This window comes from Streptococcus macedonicus ACA-DC 198 (genome assembly GCA_000283635.1).
In the GTDB taxonomy this organism is placed as follows: domain Bacteria; phylum Bacillota; class Bacilli; order Lactobacillales; family Streptococcaceae; genus Streptococcus; species Streptococcus macedonicus.
Genome location: HE613569.1, coordinates 1668257 through 1684207, shown reverse-complemented (window position 1 = coordinate 1684207; position 15951 = coordinate 1668257). Strand labels below are relative to the sequence as shown.

Genomic DNA, 15951 nt, shown 5'->3' with positions numbered 1-15951 from the left:
TTAAAAGCACCACAAACGGTGCTTTTTTTGCTGCATTTGGAAAATATGGCTAAAAATAAAATCAAAAGGATTATTTTTTCAAGCTAAAGAAGGCTGAATTTGATATAATAAAAGGATAAGGAAAAAGGTGGTGGCTAAGAATGGGTAGAATGATTCCAGGTCGAATTCGCAATCAGGGGATAGAACTTTACGAACAAGGTTTGGTTGATATTGTTAGTAAACGAGAAGAAGTAATTCAAGCCAAAGTTGGTGCACATCATCTTCAGTATGCTTTAGAAGATGAACAGGTCAGGTGTGATTGTGACCTGTTTGCCAAGAAAAAATATTGTGAGCATTTAGCGGCTCTAGAGTACTTCCTAAAAAATAACACGGAAGGCAAAGAGTTGTCAGATGAACTTAGTTCACATCAAGAAATTCATCAAGAAACGAAAAAAGTGACCTCATTTGGTAGTGTCTTTTTGGACAGCTTGGTTATCAACGATGACGATACAACAAAATACCGTTTAGCAGCTTATGGTAGTCAGAGTCCCTATTCATCAGATTATTGGTGGACGTTAAAAATTAATCGTTTGCCTGATGAACGTGCTTATGTTGTCCGAGATATTAAAGCCTTTTTAGCGGTTGTTAAAAGCGAAGGCTACTATCAAATTGGGAAACATTATTTTGAACCCTTGTCTTTGATTCAATTTGATGAAGCTAGTCAAGACTTGATTCAATTTTTATGGCGTGTTTTGCCAGATAGTGACCGTGTTGATTTGGAGTATATTTTGCCAAATCACGGTCGAAATCTTGCGTTGACAAGTGGGACATTTGAGGAAGGCGTTTCATTGTTAAACGAGCTTTATGATTTCTCATTTGAGCACAATCATCAGAATTATGGGCAACTGGTTTTTAGACTATTAGATGGCTCAGAAGGGTTGTTGTCATTTAAAGTCATTGTTCACCGTCAATCAATTGAACTGGTTATTACAGAAAAAACATTTCAGCCACTTTTTGACAATGCTTTCTTATTCACAAATGGTATAATTTACGGTTTGAATTTGAAGCAACAAAAAATCTTAGCCGCTGTTCGTAGCCTGCCGATTGAGTCTGATTTAGCGAAGCATCTGTTCTTTGATTTGGATGACCAAGCAAAATTAGCTGCTAGTTTACTTGATTTTAAAGAGCTTGGAGTGGTTGAAGCTCCGAAAAGTTTTGAAATTCATGATTTTGTACCTTCTTTTCATTTAATGTTAAATGAATACCAAGAGATTGCTTTAAAGGTGACTTTTGATTATGGTATAGTTAAGGTCAGTAGTAAACGTGAACTTGAAGACTTACCATTTGCTAGTCATTTTAAGCATGAAGAGCGTGTGTTTAGGACTTTAGAAGCCAATGGTTTTGCTGCCTCGTTTTCATCTTACCATGCACCATTGGCAAATGAAGAGTTGTACGACTTCTTTACCAATACCTTGGAACAATTGGAACGTTTGGGTAAGGTAACCTTGTCTGATGACCTTAAAGAAATGCGTCAGTTTGAGCACCCACAAGTTTCTGTTCAGACAAATGGTGGTTTGTTGGATATTTCTTTTGATTTTTCAACCATTTTTGAAAATGATATTGATGATGCCTTAGAAGCACTTTTTAAAAATCAACCTTATTTTGTTAATGACGCTGGTAAATTAGTTGTCTTTGATGAGGAAACACAACGTGTCAGCAATGCTTTGCAAAATTTACGAGCTAAACGGCTGAAAAATGGACATTTGCAACTAGAAGCTATTTCAGCGTTCCAAATTTCAGATTTATTCCAAGGCAATGACCGTGTAATATTTTCAAAAGAAGTTGAACAGTTGGCGCACGATTTGAGACACCCAGAAAGTTTTGAGGTCACTATTCCAAATTTAAACACGCAGTTACGAGATTATCAGGTGACTGGTGTCCGTTGGTTATCTATGCTTGATCATTACGGCTTTGGTGGCATTTTAGCAGATGATATGGGTCTTGGTAAGACCTTACAAACAATTGCTTTTCTAGCCTCTAAATTAACGTCAGAGACACGCATTTTGATTCTATCACCGTCAAGTTTGATTTACAACTGGCAGGATGAATTTACCCGCTTTGCACCAGAAATTGATGTCGTTGTGGCTTACGGTTTAAAATCAGTGCGTGATGATATTATTTCACAAAATCATCAAGTTGTGATTACGAGTTATTCCTCTTTCCGTCAAGATTTTGACGAATATAGCCAGTTGAATTTTGATTATTTGATTTTGGATGAAGCGCAAGTGATGAAAAATACACAAACTAAGATTGCTCACTATTTGCGCCAATTTGAGGTTAAAAATTGTTTTGCACTTTCTGGGACACCGATTGAAAATAAATTATTGGAAATCTGGTCAATTTTCCAAATTGTTTTGCCAGGATTATTGCCAGATAAAAAACGTTTCCTCAAAATGGAAGCTAAGCAAGTGGCGCGTTTTATTAAGCCATTTATCATGCGTCGCCGTAAAGAAGAAGTTCTTCCAGAATTGCCAGATTTGATAGAAATTAATTATCCTAATGAGCTTGACCATAAGCAAAAAGCGATTTATTTAGCACAGCTTCGACAAATGCAAGAAACGATTGCAGGAGCATCTGATGCTGATATTAATCGCCGTAAGATTGAGATTCTATCAGGAATTACCCGTTTACGCCAAATTTGTGACACGCCAAGTCTCTTTATGGATTACAATGGAGAAAGTGGCAAACTAGACAGCCTTCGCACTCTTTTGACACAAATCAAGGAAAATGGACACCGTGCTCTTATCTTTTCACAATTTAGAGGGATGCTTGATATTGCGGAAAAAGAAATGGAAAAGCTTGGCTTAACCTCCTATAAGATTACGGGGTCAACACCAGCGAATGTCCGTCAAGAAATGACACGAGCATTTAATAATGGATCAAAAGACACCTTCTTAATTTCTTTGAAAGCAGGTGGTGTAGGACTTAACTTGACTGGTGCCGATACCGTTATCTTGATTGACCTTTGGTGGAATCCAGCTGTTGAAATGCAAGCCATTAGCCGCGCCCACCGTATTGGTCAAAAAGAAAATGTCGAAGTTTATCGTTTGATTACGCGCGGAACCATTGAAGAGAAAATTTTAGAGATGCAAGAAAGCAAGAAAAATCTTGTAACAACGGTACTTGACGGTAATGAAACACGTGCTAGCATGACCATTGAAGATATTAAAGAAATTTTAGGTGTCGATTAATCATCTTAACGTCAGTTTTTCAGCGATGAAAGACTGACTTTCTTTTATGAAAACTTTGAAAAAATACCTGAATTAGTTTATAATAAAAATGCTACAAAGTTGGGGCTTGATTTGAACTAATTTCGGCTTCTCAGTCTATTTTGAGATGAGATTAGAGATAGAAGCTTTTAGTTACTAGGACGCAGGTCATGGTAGTGACTATTTACTTGATTTCTTAGTGAGTGATGATAATTAATTAGCATAGTGTGTTAAGAAAGGAAGTGACGCTGTGAGTAAAACTGTAAGACGCTTTCCCTTAGTTGCTGATGGTGTGCCAGTAAGTAAACCACCAAAAGCAATGGCTTTATACGAAAACGAAGATTTAATTACCAATATTCATGGAACTTATCATGAAAAGGACTACGATGACGTTACTAAAGACTATAATTTTGTTGGCAAGACAGAAAACGATGCAGAGCGCATAAAAACAGTTAGCGAAGGTAAATCTTATGCGGAATTAGCGCGTGATGAAGCAAGACGAGATATTAAGAAAAAACGTCAAGCTTACCTATCTAACGACGTTAAAAAGATGCCGTCAAAAGCAAATTTTCAGCAACAATTAAAGGTGACGCTGCCTAAAGCTCCTGCTAAACCGACTAATAAACTTAGTCATCTAACAGAAAAAATGCATCAAGAGGACTATATCTTGGCAGAGATTCCCGTAACGTATAAAGAGCCAGATAATTCTTCTGTACCAAAACCAAAGAAAAATAACTATGATTTCTTGAAATGTAGCCAAATTTACAATAAGGAAGCTCAACAAAGCCAAAGAGAGCACAAAGTTGCTCAAGAGTTAAATTTGACACGCTTTGATGACGCTAATTAAACTGCCTAGCAGTTATTAATATAGAGGAGAAAAAATGTCTAAAACCTATCATTTTATCGGAATTAAAGGGTCTGGTATGAGTGCCCTTGCCTTAATGTTGCACCAAATGGGACATAAGGTTCAAGGGAGTGACGTTAGTAAATATTACTTTACACAACGTGGTTTAGAACAAGCAGGTATTAAAATCTTGTCATTTTCTGAAGATAATATCACATCAGACGTTGAATTAATTGCCGGTAATGCTTTCCATGAAGATAATAATGTTGAAATTGCCTATGCCGTTAATAATGGCTTTAAATTCAAAAGATATCACGAATTCCTAGGTGATTTCATGCGCCAATTCACAAGTTTTGGTGTTGCAGGTGCACACGGAAAAACATCAACAACAGGTTTATTGTCACATGTATTAAAAAATATTACAGATACCTCTTATTTGATTGGTGATGGTACTGGTCGTGGGTCAGCTAACAGCAACTATTTTGTTTTTGAGTCTGATGAATACCAACGTCATTTCATGCCTTATCACCCAGAATATTCTATTATTACAAATATTGACTTTGACCACCCTGATTATTTCAAGAGCATTGACGATGTTTTTGATGCCTTTAATGATTATGCAAAACAAGTTCAAAAAGCTTTGTTCTTGTATGGTGATGATGCTTATCTTCGTAAAATTACGTCAGACGCTAATATCTACTACTATGGATTCAAAGATACAGATGACTTTGTTGCCTACGATATTGTTCGCACAACAAACGGTTCTGCTTTCAAAGTGAAACACGGTGATGAAGAACTTGGTTCATTCCATCTTCCAGCATTTGGTCGCCACAATATTTTGAATGCGACTGCTGTTGTTGCCAATCTTTATATCGCTGGTATTGATATGAAATTGGTAGCAGAGCATATGAAGACATTTGCAGGGGTTAAACGTCGTTTTACTGAAAAAGTAATTAATAACACGACTATTATCGACGATTTTGCACACCATCCAACTGAAATCATTGCGACACTTGATGCTGCTCGCCAAAAATATCCAAGCAAGGAAATTGTAGCGATTTTCCAACCACACACATTCACACGTACAATTGCCCTTTTGGATGACTTTGCGGATGCTTTGAACCAAGCAGATTCTGTTTACTTGGCACCAATCTATGGTTCAGCACGGGAAGTTGACCACGGTGACGTTAAAGTCGAAGATTTGGCTAGTAAAATCCAAAAATCAGCTAAGGTGATTAGTCTTGAAAATGTATCACCATTACTTGACCATGATAATGCTGTTTATGTTTTCATGGGGGCTGGTGATATCCAAATGTATGAACGTTCTTTTGAAGAATTGTTAGCAAACTTGGCTAATAATACGCAATAAAAAACTGTGGTGAAAAGGAGGGCTCTTTGTCAACTGTAGTGGGTAGATGAAAAGCTAACACCTAGAGAGGACGAACTTCGCTCTCTCTTTCTTTATGTTCAAAGCAATCAAAATCCGTTTTTTAAAGTTTTCAAAGTTCCTGAAACCAAAGGCATTTCTCTTAATGACTTTGATGAGATTATTGGTAGCTTCCAGTTTGGCGTTGGAATAAGGCAATTCCATGGCGTTTAAAACCTTGTCCTTATCCTTTAAAAATGTCTTAAATACCGTCTGGAAAATAGGATTAACAGTGGCTATTTCCTGTTCGATGAGGTCAAAGAAATGATCTGAGTTTTTCTCTTGGAAATGATATAAGAGAAGCTGATAGAGTTCATAGTGCTGTCGTAGTTCATCTGAGTAGGATAGGAGTTTTTCTAGGATTTCCTTGTTAGTCAAATGCATTCGAAACATAGGACGATAAAATCGTTTATCGCTGAGTTTACGGCTATCTTGTTGTATCAATTTCCAGTAACGTTTCAAGGCTCGGTATTCCTGGGATTTTCTGTCGAATTGATTCATAATTTGAATACGGACACGGTTCATAGCACGACTAAGGTGTTGCACGATATGAAAGCGATCGAGTACAATTTTTGCATTCGGAAAAAGCTGTTTAGCAAGTTGATAATAGGGACTAAACATATCCATGGTAATCACTTTGACCCGATTTCTAACCTTTCTAGGATAGCGTAGAAAGTGGTTTCGGATGGTTGCTTGGGTTCTTCCGTCGAGAATGGCGATGACATTTAGGGAGTCGAAATCTTGAGCGATGAAGCTCATTTTCCCCTTCTTGAAGGCATACTCGTCCCAGCTCATCACCTCGGGTAGGGTATTCCAATCCGTTTCAAACTTGAACTCATTGAGCTTTCTCATAACTGACGATGTTGAGATAGATAGCCTGTGTGCAATCTGTTGCATTGCTTGATTTTCGATGAGTAATTGAGCGATCTTCTGGTTAACAGCGACAGAGATTTGGTGGTTTTTCTTGACAAGAGGAGTTTCAGCTACCGCCATTTTTCCGCAATCTTTACACTTGAAACGACGCTTTCGAAGACGGATAAGCAAAGGGTAGCCAGCAGTTTCTAGGTAGGGGATTTTAGAAGTTTTCTGGTAGTCGTACTTAGCCATTTGTCCCTTGCATTTTGGGCATTTAGGGGCTGTGTAGTCCAAGTGACCGTGGAGTTCTAAGTGAGTCCCCATATTATATTCATCAGTGATAGTGATATTTTTGTCTTTAATTCTGAGAAAATTTGTGATAAGATTTAGTTGTTCCATATGAACCCTTTCTAATATGAGTTTAGTCGCTTTTCATTATAGGTCATATGGGACTTTTTTTCTACACTAAAAAAGGCTCCATAATCTCTACAGTGGATTTACCCACTACAGAAATTATAGAGCCAAAAGGAGCAAAGAGCTCTTTTTCTTTTGAAGGTGATTCTATGATGATAAGGAATGTATGTCTTGAGGATTTGCAAGATATTATAGCTATTGAACGCGAGAATTTCTCTGCAGAAGAAGCAGCAAACCTAAAAGATATGAAGGAACGCATTCTGACTATTCCAGATACTTTTTTAGTAGCTGAGATTGACGGAAAGATTTGTGGCTATGTTGAAGAACCTGCCATTTTTCAACGCTATTTAACAGATGATTTATTCCATCAGGTTATTTCAAATCCAGTTAACGGCGGATTTATTGCAGTCACAAGCCTTTCGGTATCTCCAGATTTTAAAGGACAAGGCATTGGAATGGCGTAACCGCCCAATAACAAGGTATCTATCCAATCACTCCTTCCTCCAGTATACTGTTATAAAAAACAAACTGGAGGATTTTTTATGTCACAACCTATCGTCCCATTGACTGTTCCCAAATCGCGACGCTTTGAAAAGAAAAGTAGAAATGAGATTCTGATGAAGATTCGTCTCGAAAAAGTAGAACTCACATTCTTTCACTCTATCAACCAAGAGGTATTGGAAACAATCTTGGATAAGGTACTGTTCTATGACAATCCGGCTCAGTGATTTAGGTCAAGTCTACTTGGTTTGCGGGAAAACGGATATGCGTCAAGGGATTGATTCTCTCGCCTACCTTGTCAAAAGTCAATTCAATCTGGATCCCTTCTCCGGTCAGGTCTATCTCTTCTGCGGAGGTCGAAAAGACCGGTTCAAGGCTCTTTATTGGGATGGACAAGGATTTTGGTTATTGTATAAACGTTTTGAAAATGGAAAATTAACCTGGCCAAGCAATGAAGAAGAGGTCAAGGCTCTAACTTCCGAGCAGGTGGACTGGCTCATGAAGGGATTTTCTATCATCCCAAAAATAAATGTTTCAAAAAGTCGTGATTTCTATTGAAAACATGGCTTTTCTTTGTGTATAATGAGATAAAAAGAAGGAGATTGGTTATGTCATCACTAGAAAAAATTATTGAAACACAGTCAAAAACGATAGAGATGATGGCTAATGAACTCACTCTCCTTCGAGAACAGGTTGAGTATCTGAGACAGAAACTCTACGGAAAATCATCAGAGAAGGTAGTGCATCAACCCGGTCAGCTGAGCTTGTTTGGGGAGGAAATCCTGCCTGAAGAAGAAGCTGACTTACCCAGTTGAAACAGAAACGATTACCTATAAACGCAAGAAAGCTAAGGGAGTTCGTCAGGCTATTTTTAGTCAGTTCACTCCAGAGATTGTTCATCACGAATTACAGGGCGAAGACTGCACTTGTCCAGACTGTCATGGACAGTTGAAAGAGATTGGTTCTACTGTTCAACGACAAGAATTGGTCTTCATTCCCGCACAATTAAAGCGGATTGACCATGTTCAACACGCCTACAAGTGTCAGGCATGTAGTCAGAAGAATCTAAGCGATAAGATTATCAAGGCTCCCGTTCCTAAGACCCCTTTGGCACATAGCTTGGGTTCAGCTTCTATCATCGCCCACACCATTCACCAGAAATTCAATCTGAAGGTACCCAATTACCGTCAGGAAGAGGATTGGAACAAGCTTGGCTTGCCAATCAGTCGGAAGGAAATAGCCAACTGGCACATCAAGTCTAGTCAATATTATTTCGAGCCGATTTATAACCTGTTACACGAGAAATTGTTAGAGCAGCCTATTCTCCATGCGGATGAAACCTCCTACAAGGTCTTAGAAAATGATAGCCAGTTGACCTTCTACTGGATCTTCTTGTCTGGGAAGCACGAGAAAAAGGGAATTACGCTCTATCATCATGACAAACGTCGGAGTGGCTTGGTTGTGGAGAAATTTCTTGGGGATTATGCGGGCTACGTTCATTGTGACATGTGGTCAGCTTATCGTCAATTAGACAAGGCTCAACTGGTTGGCTGTTGGGCTCATGTTAGACGAAAGTTCTTTGAGGCGACTCCTAAGAAGACAGACAAGACTTCTTTAGGAGCGAAAGGCTTAGCCTATTGCGACCGCCTATTTACCTTGGAGAATGACTGGGCTGACTTATCTACTGAGGAACGATTACATAAACGCCAGACAGAGTTAGCCCCTTTGATGGACGAATTCTTTGACTGGTGTCGCAATCAGGCCGTCTTGCCAGGCTCCAAATTGGGCACTGCAATAGAGAATAGCCTCAAATACGAAACTACCTTCCGAACCGTCCTCTCGGATGGTGACTTAGTCCTGTCCAATAATATAGCTGAAAGGGCAATGAAGACATTAGTGATGGGCCGTAGTGAAACAGTCCAGTGGACTATTTCAGCCTGAGCCTTGAAATAAAAAAGCGAAGGTGGTTGTTTTCTCAGAGCTTTGAGGGAGCCAAGTCGACAGCTGTCATTCTGAGTCTTTTAGAAACTGCTAAGCGACATGGACTAGATGCAGAGAAATATATGACTTATCTTCTAGAACACTTACCTAACGAGGAGACACTCGCAAAAAAAAAGAGGTGCTAGAGGCTTATTTGCCATGGGACAAAAACATTAAGAGAGCTTGTAAATAGAAAAAGGTTCCAGAGTCGACAGGACTTTGGAGCCTTTTTCAATATACTTTGTTATTGGGCGGTTACGGAATGGCTTTACTAGCGACAATGAAAGATTTAGCAATTGCCCAAAAACGAACAGGGATTACACTTACTTGTCATGAAAATTTAATTTCTTACTATGAAAGAAATGGTTTCAGTGATGAAGGTGAATCAGAATCTACCCGTGGTGGCTCTAGTTGGTATAACATGGTTTGGGAATCACCAATGATTGAGTGATGATATTATTAAGAATAGATAACAACCCCCCCGTCAGTTGATTTTACGCTGTTTTTAGGTTATAATGGCGATTGACTAAGATTAGGAGGATAAGCTTTGACCGAATTTAATGACGATAAGCCAAAAACTCAAAAAGAAAAAAGTTTCAAGGAGCAAATTTTAGCTGAGCTAGAAGAAGCCAACCGTTTGCGTAAGCAACACGATTTAGAACTTCAACAGAAAGAAAAAGAAGCAGAAGAATTTGCGCGTAAGACAGCAGAATTGATGGCAGAATACGAAGCTGAGGAGCGAAAAGAGCGCCAAGAGGTGGAAATTCGTGAAGAAAAGCGTCGCCTTGAAGAAAAAACTCAAACAGCTCTTGCTGAAAACCAAATTGAAACGACGGTAGATGACAAAGAGATTAATGATGTTTTGAGAAATATTAATCAAACTTTCAATCCCAACGGTTCAGATTCAGAGGATAATGCTGAAAACGAACAAGAAAGTTATCTTGTCCGAGCAACAGATGGTGTCGGTTTTGCTGGTATTCCAGATATTCCTGACGACATTACAAGCGATGATTCTCAAATTGCTGATTCCGATATGCAAGCTGAAGAAAATGTTCAGGCCGAAGAAAGCGCTGCGAATAGCTCAGCAGAGACTAATACAGACTTGGAGAAAAACATGGGAACAAAACGCAAAAGAAAACGCCACAAAACAGATAGTTTGGCACGACGCATTGCCTTGTTCTTGGTAACAGCTATTATTATTGCTTTGTTAGCAACTGGATTTTTTGTTTATCGCTATGTTGATAGCGCTGTCGGAGCACTTGATAGCACATCAACAGAGTACGTTACCGTTGAAATTCCAGAAGGTTCGGGGAACAAATATATCGGACAAATTCTAGAAAAAGCTGGCGTTATCAGGAGCGCAACGGTCTTTAATTACTATACAAAGTTCAAAAATTATAGTAATTTCCAAAGTGGCTACTATAACCTACAAGATAGTATGGATTTAGAGGAAATCTGTAAGCTTCTTAAACAAGGTGGAACAGCAGGGCCAGAAAAACCTTCTCTAGGAAAAATTCTGGTGACAGAAGGTTATACTATTAAACAAATTTCAGAAGCTGTTACGAAAAATACAGCAGATGATGATTCATCAACACCTTTCACAGCAAATGACTTTTTGTCAGTTGTTCAAGATGAATCATTCATTTCAAAAATGGTTGAAAAATATCCGAAATTATTAGCGAATTTACCAAGTGCAGATGAGGTGACGTATCAATTAGAAGGTTATCTTTTCCCAGCTACTTATAGTTACTATGAAGATACAACTATGGAAGATTTGGTTGAGCAAATGATTTCAACAATGGATTCGTACATGTCCAGTTACTATGATACGATTTCTGAAAAAGGCATGACTGTCAATGAAGTGCTTACGCTAGCCTCATTAGTTGAAAAAGAAGGTTCAACAGATGATGACCGTCGCAATATTGCAAGTGTCTTTTACAACCGTTTAAATGCTAACATGGCTCTTCAAAGTAATATTGCTATTTTGTACGCTATGGGCAAACTTGGTGAAGAAACGACATTATCAGCGGATGCAAGTATTGACACATCCATTGATTCACCGTATAATGTTTATACCAATACTGGTTTGATGCCTGGTCCAGTTGATAGTCCAAGCTTATCAGCTATTGAGGCGACTGTTAATCCAGCTTCAACAGATTACTACTATTTTGTAGCCGATGTGAATACAGGAACTGTTTATTACACAGAAACCTATGAAGATCACGAAGCAAATGTTAAAAAATATGTTAATAGTCAATTAGATGAATAATAAATACTGACAAACATGGTGTGGTTCACATCATGTTTGTATTTGTAGATTATCCAAATAAATTTTTAGAAAAGAGATAGAAAATGGCAGAAAAAACTTATCCAATGACCCTTGCTGAAAAAGAACAACTCGAACAAGAATTAGAAGAATTAAAATTAGTTCGTCGTCCAGAAGTTGTTGAACGTATTAAAATCGCACGTTCATATGGTGACCTTTCTGAAAACTCAGAATACGATGCTGCTAAAGACGAACAAGCTTTCGTTGAAGGACAAATCCAAATCTTAGAAACTAAAATTCGCTATGCTGAAATCATTGACAGCGATGCTGTTGCCAAAGATGAAGTAGCGATTGGTAAAACTGTTACTGTTGAAGAGGTTGGTACAACTGATAGAGACGTTTACCATATCGTTGGTGCAGCTAGTGCTAATATTTTCTCAGGACGTATTTCTAATGAAAGCCCAATTGCGCAAGCTTTAATCGGTAAAAAAACAGGCGACATCGTTACTATCGAATCACCTGCAGGAAGCTACGACGTTAAAATCGTTAGTGTTGAAAAAACAGCTTAATAAATTAAAAGCTCCACAGAGAGCTTTTTCTTAATCTTGAATTTACAATATAAGTGCACAATAAAAACTCATAAGATTTTCTAGTAAAATAGGATTGAACAAACATCTTACGAAAGGAAATCTTATGAGCTACCATTATTTTACCATAGATGAACTAGAAAGTATTCTGATTTATCGTACTAAAGGGATGACCTTTTCTCAAATAGCACGACTATTACATCGGCACCCCTCAAGTATTAGCCGTGAATTAAAACGTCATTCCAAACAAGGCAACTATTCGCCTAGTAGGGCACAAACAGCTTATCATCTCGCTAAATCGCATTGTGGGCGAAAAAGGAAATTAGAAATAGACACTGAACTCAGTCAGACCGTCAAGCATCTTTTTCTTGAGTGTCAATGGTCACCAGAAGAAATTAAGGGGCGATTACGTTTAGAACGTGAAAGACATGTCATTAGTTATCAAACCATTTATAGAGCTATCTATCGCGATCACTTTGACGACACACCTCTTTCACATGGGGCTCGTAGGGTTGTTCGCAAACTTCGTCACCATGGTAAAACACGCCATATAAAATCCCATGTGGAAAAGCGAGGAAAAATTCCTATTTCTCATACCATTCATGAGAGACCAACAGCAGCTAATGAACGCTCGAGAATAGGTGATTGGGAAGCCGATACTGTTGCTGGAAAGACTGGAAAAGCTTGCCTAGTAACACTCACTGATAGGCATTCCCGCTTCCTCAAAATTCAGAAAGTAGCTGTCAAAAAAAGTAAATTGGTTATAGAAGCCATGGTAAATATGTTAGAGTCTCTACCAAAAGAAACAGTGACTCCTGATAGAGATAAGGAATTCTCAGGACATCCTGAACTCACCGAGAAACTAAATGTCGAAGTCTATTTTCCTGATCCTCATGCTCCTTGGCAACGAGGAACAAACGAGAATACAAATGGCTTATTGCGAGAGTATTTTCCTAAAGGAAGTGACTTAACAGAGGTAGAACACTTGATTATTCAGGAATGAGAAGATAAATTAAACAACAGACCACGAAAATGTCTAAACTGGAAAACACCTTATGAAGTTTTTTATGGGATAAATGTGCACTTAATTTGACAATTCGCCATGTTAAAAATTAAAAAAGAACAGGAAGTTTATTACTTCCTGTTTCTTTTGGTTTAATTATTTACGTTTACTTTGTTTACCAGCGTTACGGTTGATTTTCTTAGGTTTATTGCTAAGTTGTGCATTGTTAGCAGCTGGTGTTATGTCCTTACGAGCTTTTGACTTGTAAGCTTTTGGTGGATTTTTTTCAAATTCAACAGCAATTTTCTTACGAAGTCTTGGTTTGATAATAACCATAGTAATCAATTGTTGGATAATTGAGAAGAAAGCACCGACTAACCAATAAAGGAGAACACTTGCTGGCATGCTCATACCGAAGAACACCATCATAAGTGGCATAACGTACATCGTACCTTTCATAGCAGCACGCTGTTCTTCAGCGACCCCTTGCATAGACAACCATGATTGGAAGAAGTACAAGACGGCGATAACAGCTGTCAGAGGGATACTACGTGTACCAAGGTCGATTCCTAAGAAAGTACTTTCAGAGACACCTTGTGTGTATTGTGCAGCGAAATACATTGCTGAGAAGAATGGCATTTGGACAAGAAGTGGGAGACATCCCATACCGCCAAGCATATTGATGCCATTTTCTTTTTGAGCAGCCATCAATTCTGTTTGCGCAGCTAATTTTTCTTCTTGTGTTGTTGCATTACGAATACGCTCATTGATTGGTTCAAAGATTGGTTTAAGGTAAGCCATCTTTTCAGATTGATAGCTTGCTTTCCAAGATTGGTAAAGTCCGAGCGGTAGAATAATACAACGAACAATAATAGTTACTAAGATAATGGCTAAACCAAAGCCAAGTCCAACATTATTAGCAAAATATTGGATAAGTTTTGCCATTGGTTCACCAAGAATATGCCAGATAGTACCAGTAGGATTACCACTTGAATCACGACTGACACAACCAGTTAGTAAGAACAATAATGATAAGCTGAGTCCTGAAAAGAGGACACGATTTAGTTTCTTTTTCAATAGATTATTTCCTTTTATTATAATACCCTACTATTTTACTGTTTTTTGAGTAATTTCTCAATACATCTGTGGTTTTATTTTTTTGTGTATTAGTTGGCAATGCGAAAATCAGTGAAATCTTCGAAATTAGCAATTTTAACATCAACATAGGTAACCTTTGACCATTGTGAAGGACTTTTACGAATTTCTTGGATGAATTTAGCTATTTTAGCTGAGTCCTCGGATTGAGCGAGAATTTCTACGGTGCCATCGTCATTATTCCAAACGCGACCATAAATATCCCCGATTTCAAGGGCTAGGGCATAAGTTGAGTAACGGAATCCGACACCTTGAACACTCCCTGAGACAATTAAGCGTACTTTTTTCATCTCACTTTCCTCCTTTTATATGCTATAATCTTCTTATGACTATTATAACCTCAAAATCGAATAATCTCATTAAAAAGACTAAAAAAATATTGAAAAAAAAGTATCGTGACCATTCTTATCTAATTGAAGGTTGGCATCTTTTTGAAGAAGCGGAAAAAGCAGGGGCAGAATTTTTAAATATTTTTGTTCTTGAGGACTATGTTGACCGCGTTAGCCATTTTTCAATGGTAACGTATGTAACGCCTGAGGTTTTAAAAGAATTAACGGATTCTAAGACACCGCAGGGTATTATTGCTGAACTTGCTATGCCTAGTTTGCCTTTAGCAGATTTAAAAGCAGGGCGATATTTGGTACTGGAAGATGTTCAAGACCCAGGGAATGTGGGAACAATGATTCGTACGGCAGATGCTGCTGGTTTGGACGGTGTTTTGATTTCAGAAAAATCAGCTGATATTTACAATCAAAAAACGCTACGTTCCATGCAGGGGAGTCATTTTCATTTACCGATTTGGCGTACTGATGTGTATGAGGCTTGTCAGAAGCTACAAAATCTTGATGTACCGCTGATTGCCACAACGCTTTCTAAAGAGTCTGTGGATTACAAGACCGTTGAGCATAATGGCGATTTTGCGCTTGTCATGGGAAATGAAGGAAATGGTGTTTCAGAGTTAATGACAAAGCAAGCTGACATTTTGGCACATATTATGATGCCTGGGCAAGCAGAAAGTTTAAATGTTGCTGTGGCGACAGGAATTGTCCTTTTTCAGTTGATTTAATTTGAAAAATGTGGTGCAAGAGAGAACTTGTTTTCAGTCTAATTTAAGGTCATATGTTATAATTATGGTGAAAGAAGGTGGTTCTGTATGGAAGCATATAAAAAAGATAAAGAATTTATGGAGCTTGTTGGTCATCTTATCCAACACCCTCGTTTTCAAAAATTAGATAATATTCCACAGCATCACTATTCGACGCGTATGGAACATTCTATTAATGTGGCTTATACGAGCTACAAGATTGCCAAAAAATTTGGTTGGGATGAAAAATCCACGGCGCGTGGAGGACTTTTACACGATTTTTTTTATTACGATTGGCGAGAAACGAAATTTAATAAAGGTCATGCTTGGGTACATCCGAGAATTGCTGTGCGCAATGCCAGAAAATTGACTACACTAAATAAACGTGAGGAAGATATTATCTTGAAACATATGTGGGGAGCAACGATTGCTCCACCGCGTTATAAAGAAGGTTATATCGTGACAATGGTAGATAAATATTGGGCTGTCAAAGAAGCCATTACCCCATTTCGTAATCGTTTTAATAAGAGAAGACGTTACAGTCGTAAAATTTTACCTAGCAATCATCGCTAGAATAGATTGAGTTTA

Annotated in this window: 13 protein-coding genes and 4 pseudogenes; 14 read left to right on the top strand and 3 right to left on the bottom strand. The window is 38.2% G+C overall.

What is annotated here, in order from left to right; all coding sequences use genetic code 11:
- Positions 1–140 precede the first annotated feature (140 nt).
- The 3 genes from SMA_RS08440 to murC all read left to right on the top strand — a co-directional run bounded on the left by SMA_RS08440 (position 141) and on the right by murC (position 5461).
- A complete protein-coding gene (locus tag SMA_RS08440) occupies positions 141–3230 on the top strand; it encodes a pilus expression-regulating Snf2 family helicase (protein WP_014295157.1) in 3090 nt (1029 codons plus the stop codon).
- 268 nt (positions 3231–3498) lie between these two features.
- Complete coding sequence (zapJ, locus tag SMA_RS08435; RefSeq protein ID WP_014295156.1) at positions 3499–4095, top strand: divisome accessory protein ZapJ; 597 nt, start codon at positions 3499–3501, stop codon at positions 4093–4095.
- A gap of 34 nt (positions 4096–4129) precedes the next feature.
- Complete coding sequence (gene murC / locus SMA_RS08430; RefSeq protein WP_014295155.1) at positions 4130–5461, top strand: UDP-N-acetylmuramate--L-alanine ligase; 1332 nt, start codon at positions 4130–4132, stop codon at positions 5459–5461.
- Positions 5462–5515: 54 nt separating this feature from the next.
- On the opposite strand, the gene SMA_RS08425 is transcribed toward murC, so the two are convergent.
- The gene (locus SMA_RS08425; protein WP_014294295.1) at positions 5516–6772 is read right to left on the bottom strand and encodes an ISL3 family transposase; all 1257 of its coding nucleotides are present in this window, start codon (positions 6770–6772) and stop codon (positions 5516–5518) included.
- A gap of 164 nt (positions 6773–6936) precedes the next feature.
- Between SMA_RS08425 and SMA_RS08420 the strand changes: the two are divergent.
- The 9 genes and pseudogenes from SMA_RS08420 to SMA_RS08375 all read left to right on the top strand — a co-directional run.
- Positions 6937–7248, top strand: a pseudogene (locus tag SMA_RS08420) (GNAT family N-acetyltransferase); the annotation flags it as partial.
- Between the two features lie 81 nt (positions 7249–7329).
- Positions 7330–7515, top strand: coding sequence for a hypothetical protein (locus SMA_RS08415; RefSeq protein WP_014295153.1), 186 nt, complete (start codon positions 7330–7332; stop codon positions 7513–7515).
- Between the two features lie 37 nt (positions 7516–7552).
- Positions 7553–7846 (top strand): IS66 family insertion sequence element accessory protein TnpB, encoded by a 294-nt coding sequence (gene tnpB / locus SMA_RS08410; protein WP_252562703.1) that lies wholly within the window; start codon positions 7553–7555, stop codon positions 7844–7846.
- Between the two features lie 50 nt (positions 7847–7896).
- Positions 7897–8103 (top strand): IS66 family transposase, encoded by a 207-nt coding sequence (locus SMA_RS08405; protein WP_014295151.1) that lies wholly within the window; start codon positions 7897–7899, stop codon positions 8101–8103.
- Positions 8057–9461: pseudogene (gene tnpC, locus SMA_RS08400) on the top strand (IS66 family transposase). The gene SMA_RS08405 and the pseudogene tnpC overlap by 47 nt, the downstream one beginning before the upstream one ends.
- Positions 9462–9521: 60 nt before the next feature.
- Positions 9522–9719 (top strand): annotated as a pseudogene (locus SMA_RS08390) (GNAT family N-acetyltransferase); the annotation flags it as partial.
- A gap of 96 nt (positions 9720–9815) precedes the next feature.
- Complete coding sequence (gene mltG / locus SMA_RS08385; RefSeq protein WP_014295149.1) at positions 9816–11537, top strand: endolytic transglycosylase MltG; 1722 nt, start codon at positions 9816–9818, stop codon at positions 11535–11537.
- Positions 11538–11620: 83 nt separating this feature from the next.
- Positions 11621–12103, top strand: a complete 483-nt coding sequence (gene greA / locus SMA_RS08380; RefSeq protein WP_014295148.1) for a transcription elongation factor GreA — start codon at positions 11621–11623, stop codon at positions 12101–12103.
- Positions 12104–12227: 124 nt separating this feature from the next.
- Positions 12228–13214 (top strand): annotated as a pseudogene (locus SMA_RS08375) (IS30 family transposase).
- A gap of 66 nt (positions 13215–13280) precedes the next feature.
- On the opposite strand, the gene yidC reads toward SMA_RS08375, so the two are convergent.
- Positions 13281–14201 (bottom strand): membrane protein insertase YidC, encoded by a 921-nt coding sequence (yidC, locus tag SMA_RS08370; protein ID WP_014295146.1) that lies wholly within the window; start codon positions 14199–14201, stop codon positions 13281–13283.
- 89 nt (positions 14202–14290) lie between these two features.
- On the bottom strand, positions 14291–14569 hold the full coding sequence (locus SMA_RS08365) for an acylphosphatase (RefSeq protein ID WP_014295145.1): 279 nt from the start codon (positions 14567–14569) through the stop codon (positions 14291–14293).
- A 35-nt stretch (positions 14570–14604) separates the two neighbouring features.
- Here SMA_RS08365 and SMA_RS08360 point away from each other — a divergent pair, with 35 nt between their 5' ends.
- Both SMA_RS08360 and SMA_RS08355 read left to right on the top strand, forming a co-directional pair.
- Positions 14605–15345: a TrmH family RNA methyltransferase gene (locus SMA_RS08360; RefSeq protein WP_014295144.1), complete on the top strand. Its 741-nt coding sequence runs from the start codon at positions 14605–14607 to the stop codon at positions 15343–15345.
- A gap of 87 nt (positions 15346–15432) precedes the next feature.
- Complete coding sequence (locus SMA_RS08355) at positions 15433–15936, top strand: HD domain-containing protein (RefSeq protein WP_009854806.1); 504 nt, start codon at positions 15433–15435, stop codon at positions 15934–15936.
- Positions 15937–15951: the final 15 nt, after the last annotated feature.

What these genes read in the sequence shown, in the direction of transcription:
- SMA_RS08440 (WP_014295157.1), top strand. Translation starts at nt 141, where the DNA reads ATGGGTAGAATGATTCCAGGTCGAATTCGCAATCAGGGGATAGAACTT.
- murC (WP_014295155.1), top strand. Translation starts at nt 4,130, where the DNA reads ATGTCTAAAACCTATCATTTTATCGGAATTAAAGGGTCTGGTATGAGT.
- SMA_RS08425 (WP_014294295.1), bottom strand. Translation starts at nt 6,772, where the DNA reads ATGGAACAACTAAATCTTATCACAAATTTTCTCAGAATTAAAGACAAA.
- SMA_RS08415 (WP_014295153.1), top strand. Translation starts at nt 7,330, where the DNA reads ATGTCACAACCTATCGTCCCATTGACTGTTCCCAAATCGCGACGCTTT.
- tnpB (WP_252562703.1), top strand. Translation starts at nt 7,553, where the DNA reads ATGCGTCAAGGGATTGATTCTCTCGCCTACCTTGTCAAAAGTCAATTC.
- SMA_RS08405 (WP_014295151.1), top strand. Translation starts at nt 7,897, where the DNA reads ATGTCATCACTAGAAAAAATTATTGAAACACAGTCAAAAACGATAGAG.
- greA (WP_014295148.1), top strand. Translation starts at nt 11,621, where the DNA reads ATGGCAGAAAAAACTTATCCAATGACCCTTGCTGAAAAAGAACAACTC.
- SMA_RS08365 (WP_014295145.1), bottom strand. Translation starts at nt 14,569, where the DNA reads ATGAAAAAAGTACGCTTAATTGTCTCAGGGAGTGTTCAAGGTGTCGGA.
- SMA_RS08360 (WP_014295144.1), top strand. Translation starts at nt 14,605, where the DNA reads ATGACTATTATAACCTCAAAATCGAATAATCTCATTAAAAAGACTAAA.
- SMA_RS08355 (WP_009854806.1), top strand. Translation starts at nt 15,433, where the DNA reads ATGGAAGCATATAAAAAAGATAAAGAATTTATGGAGCTTGTTGGTCAT.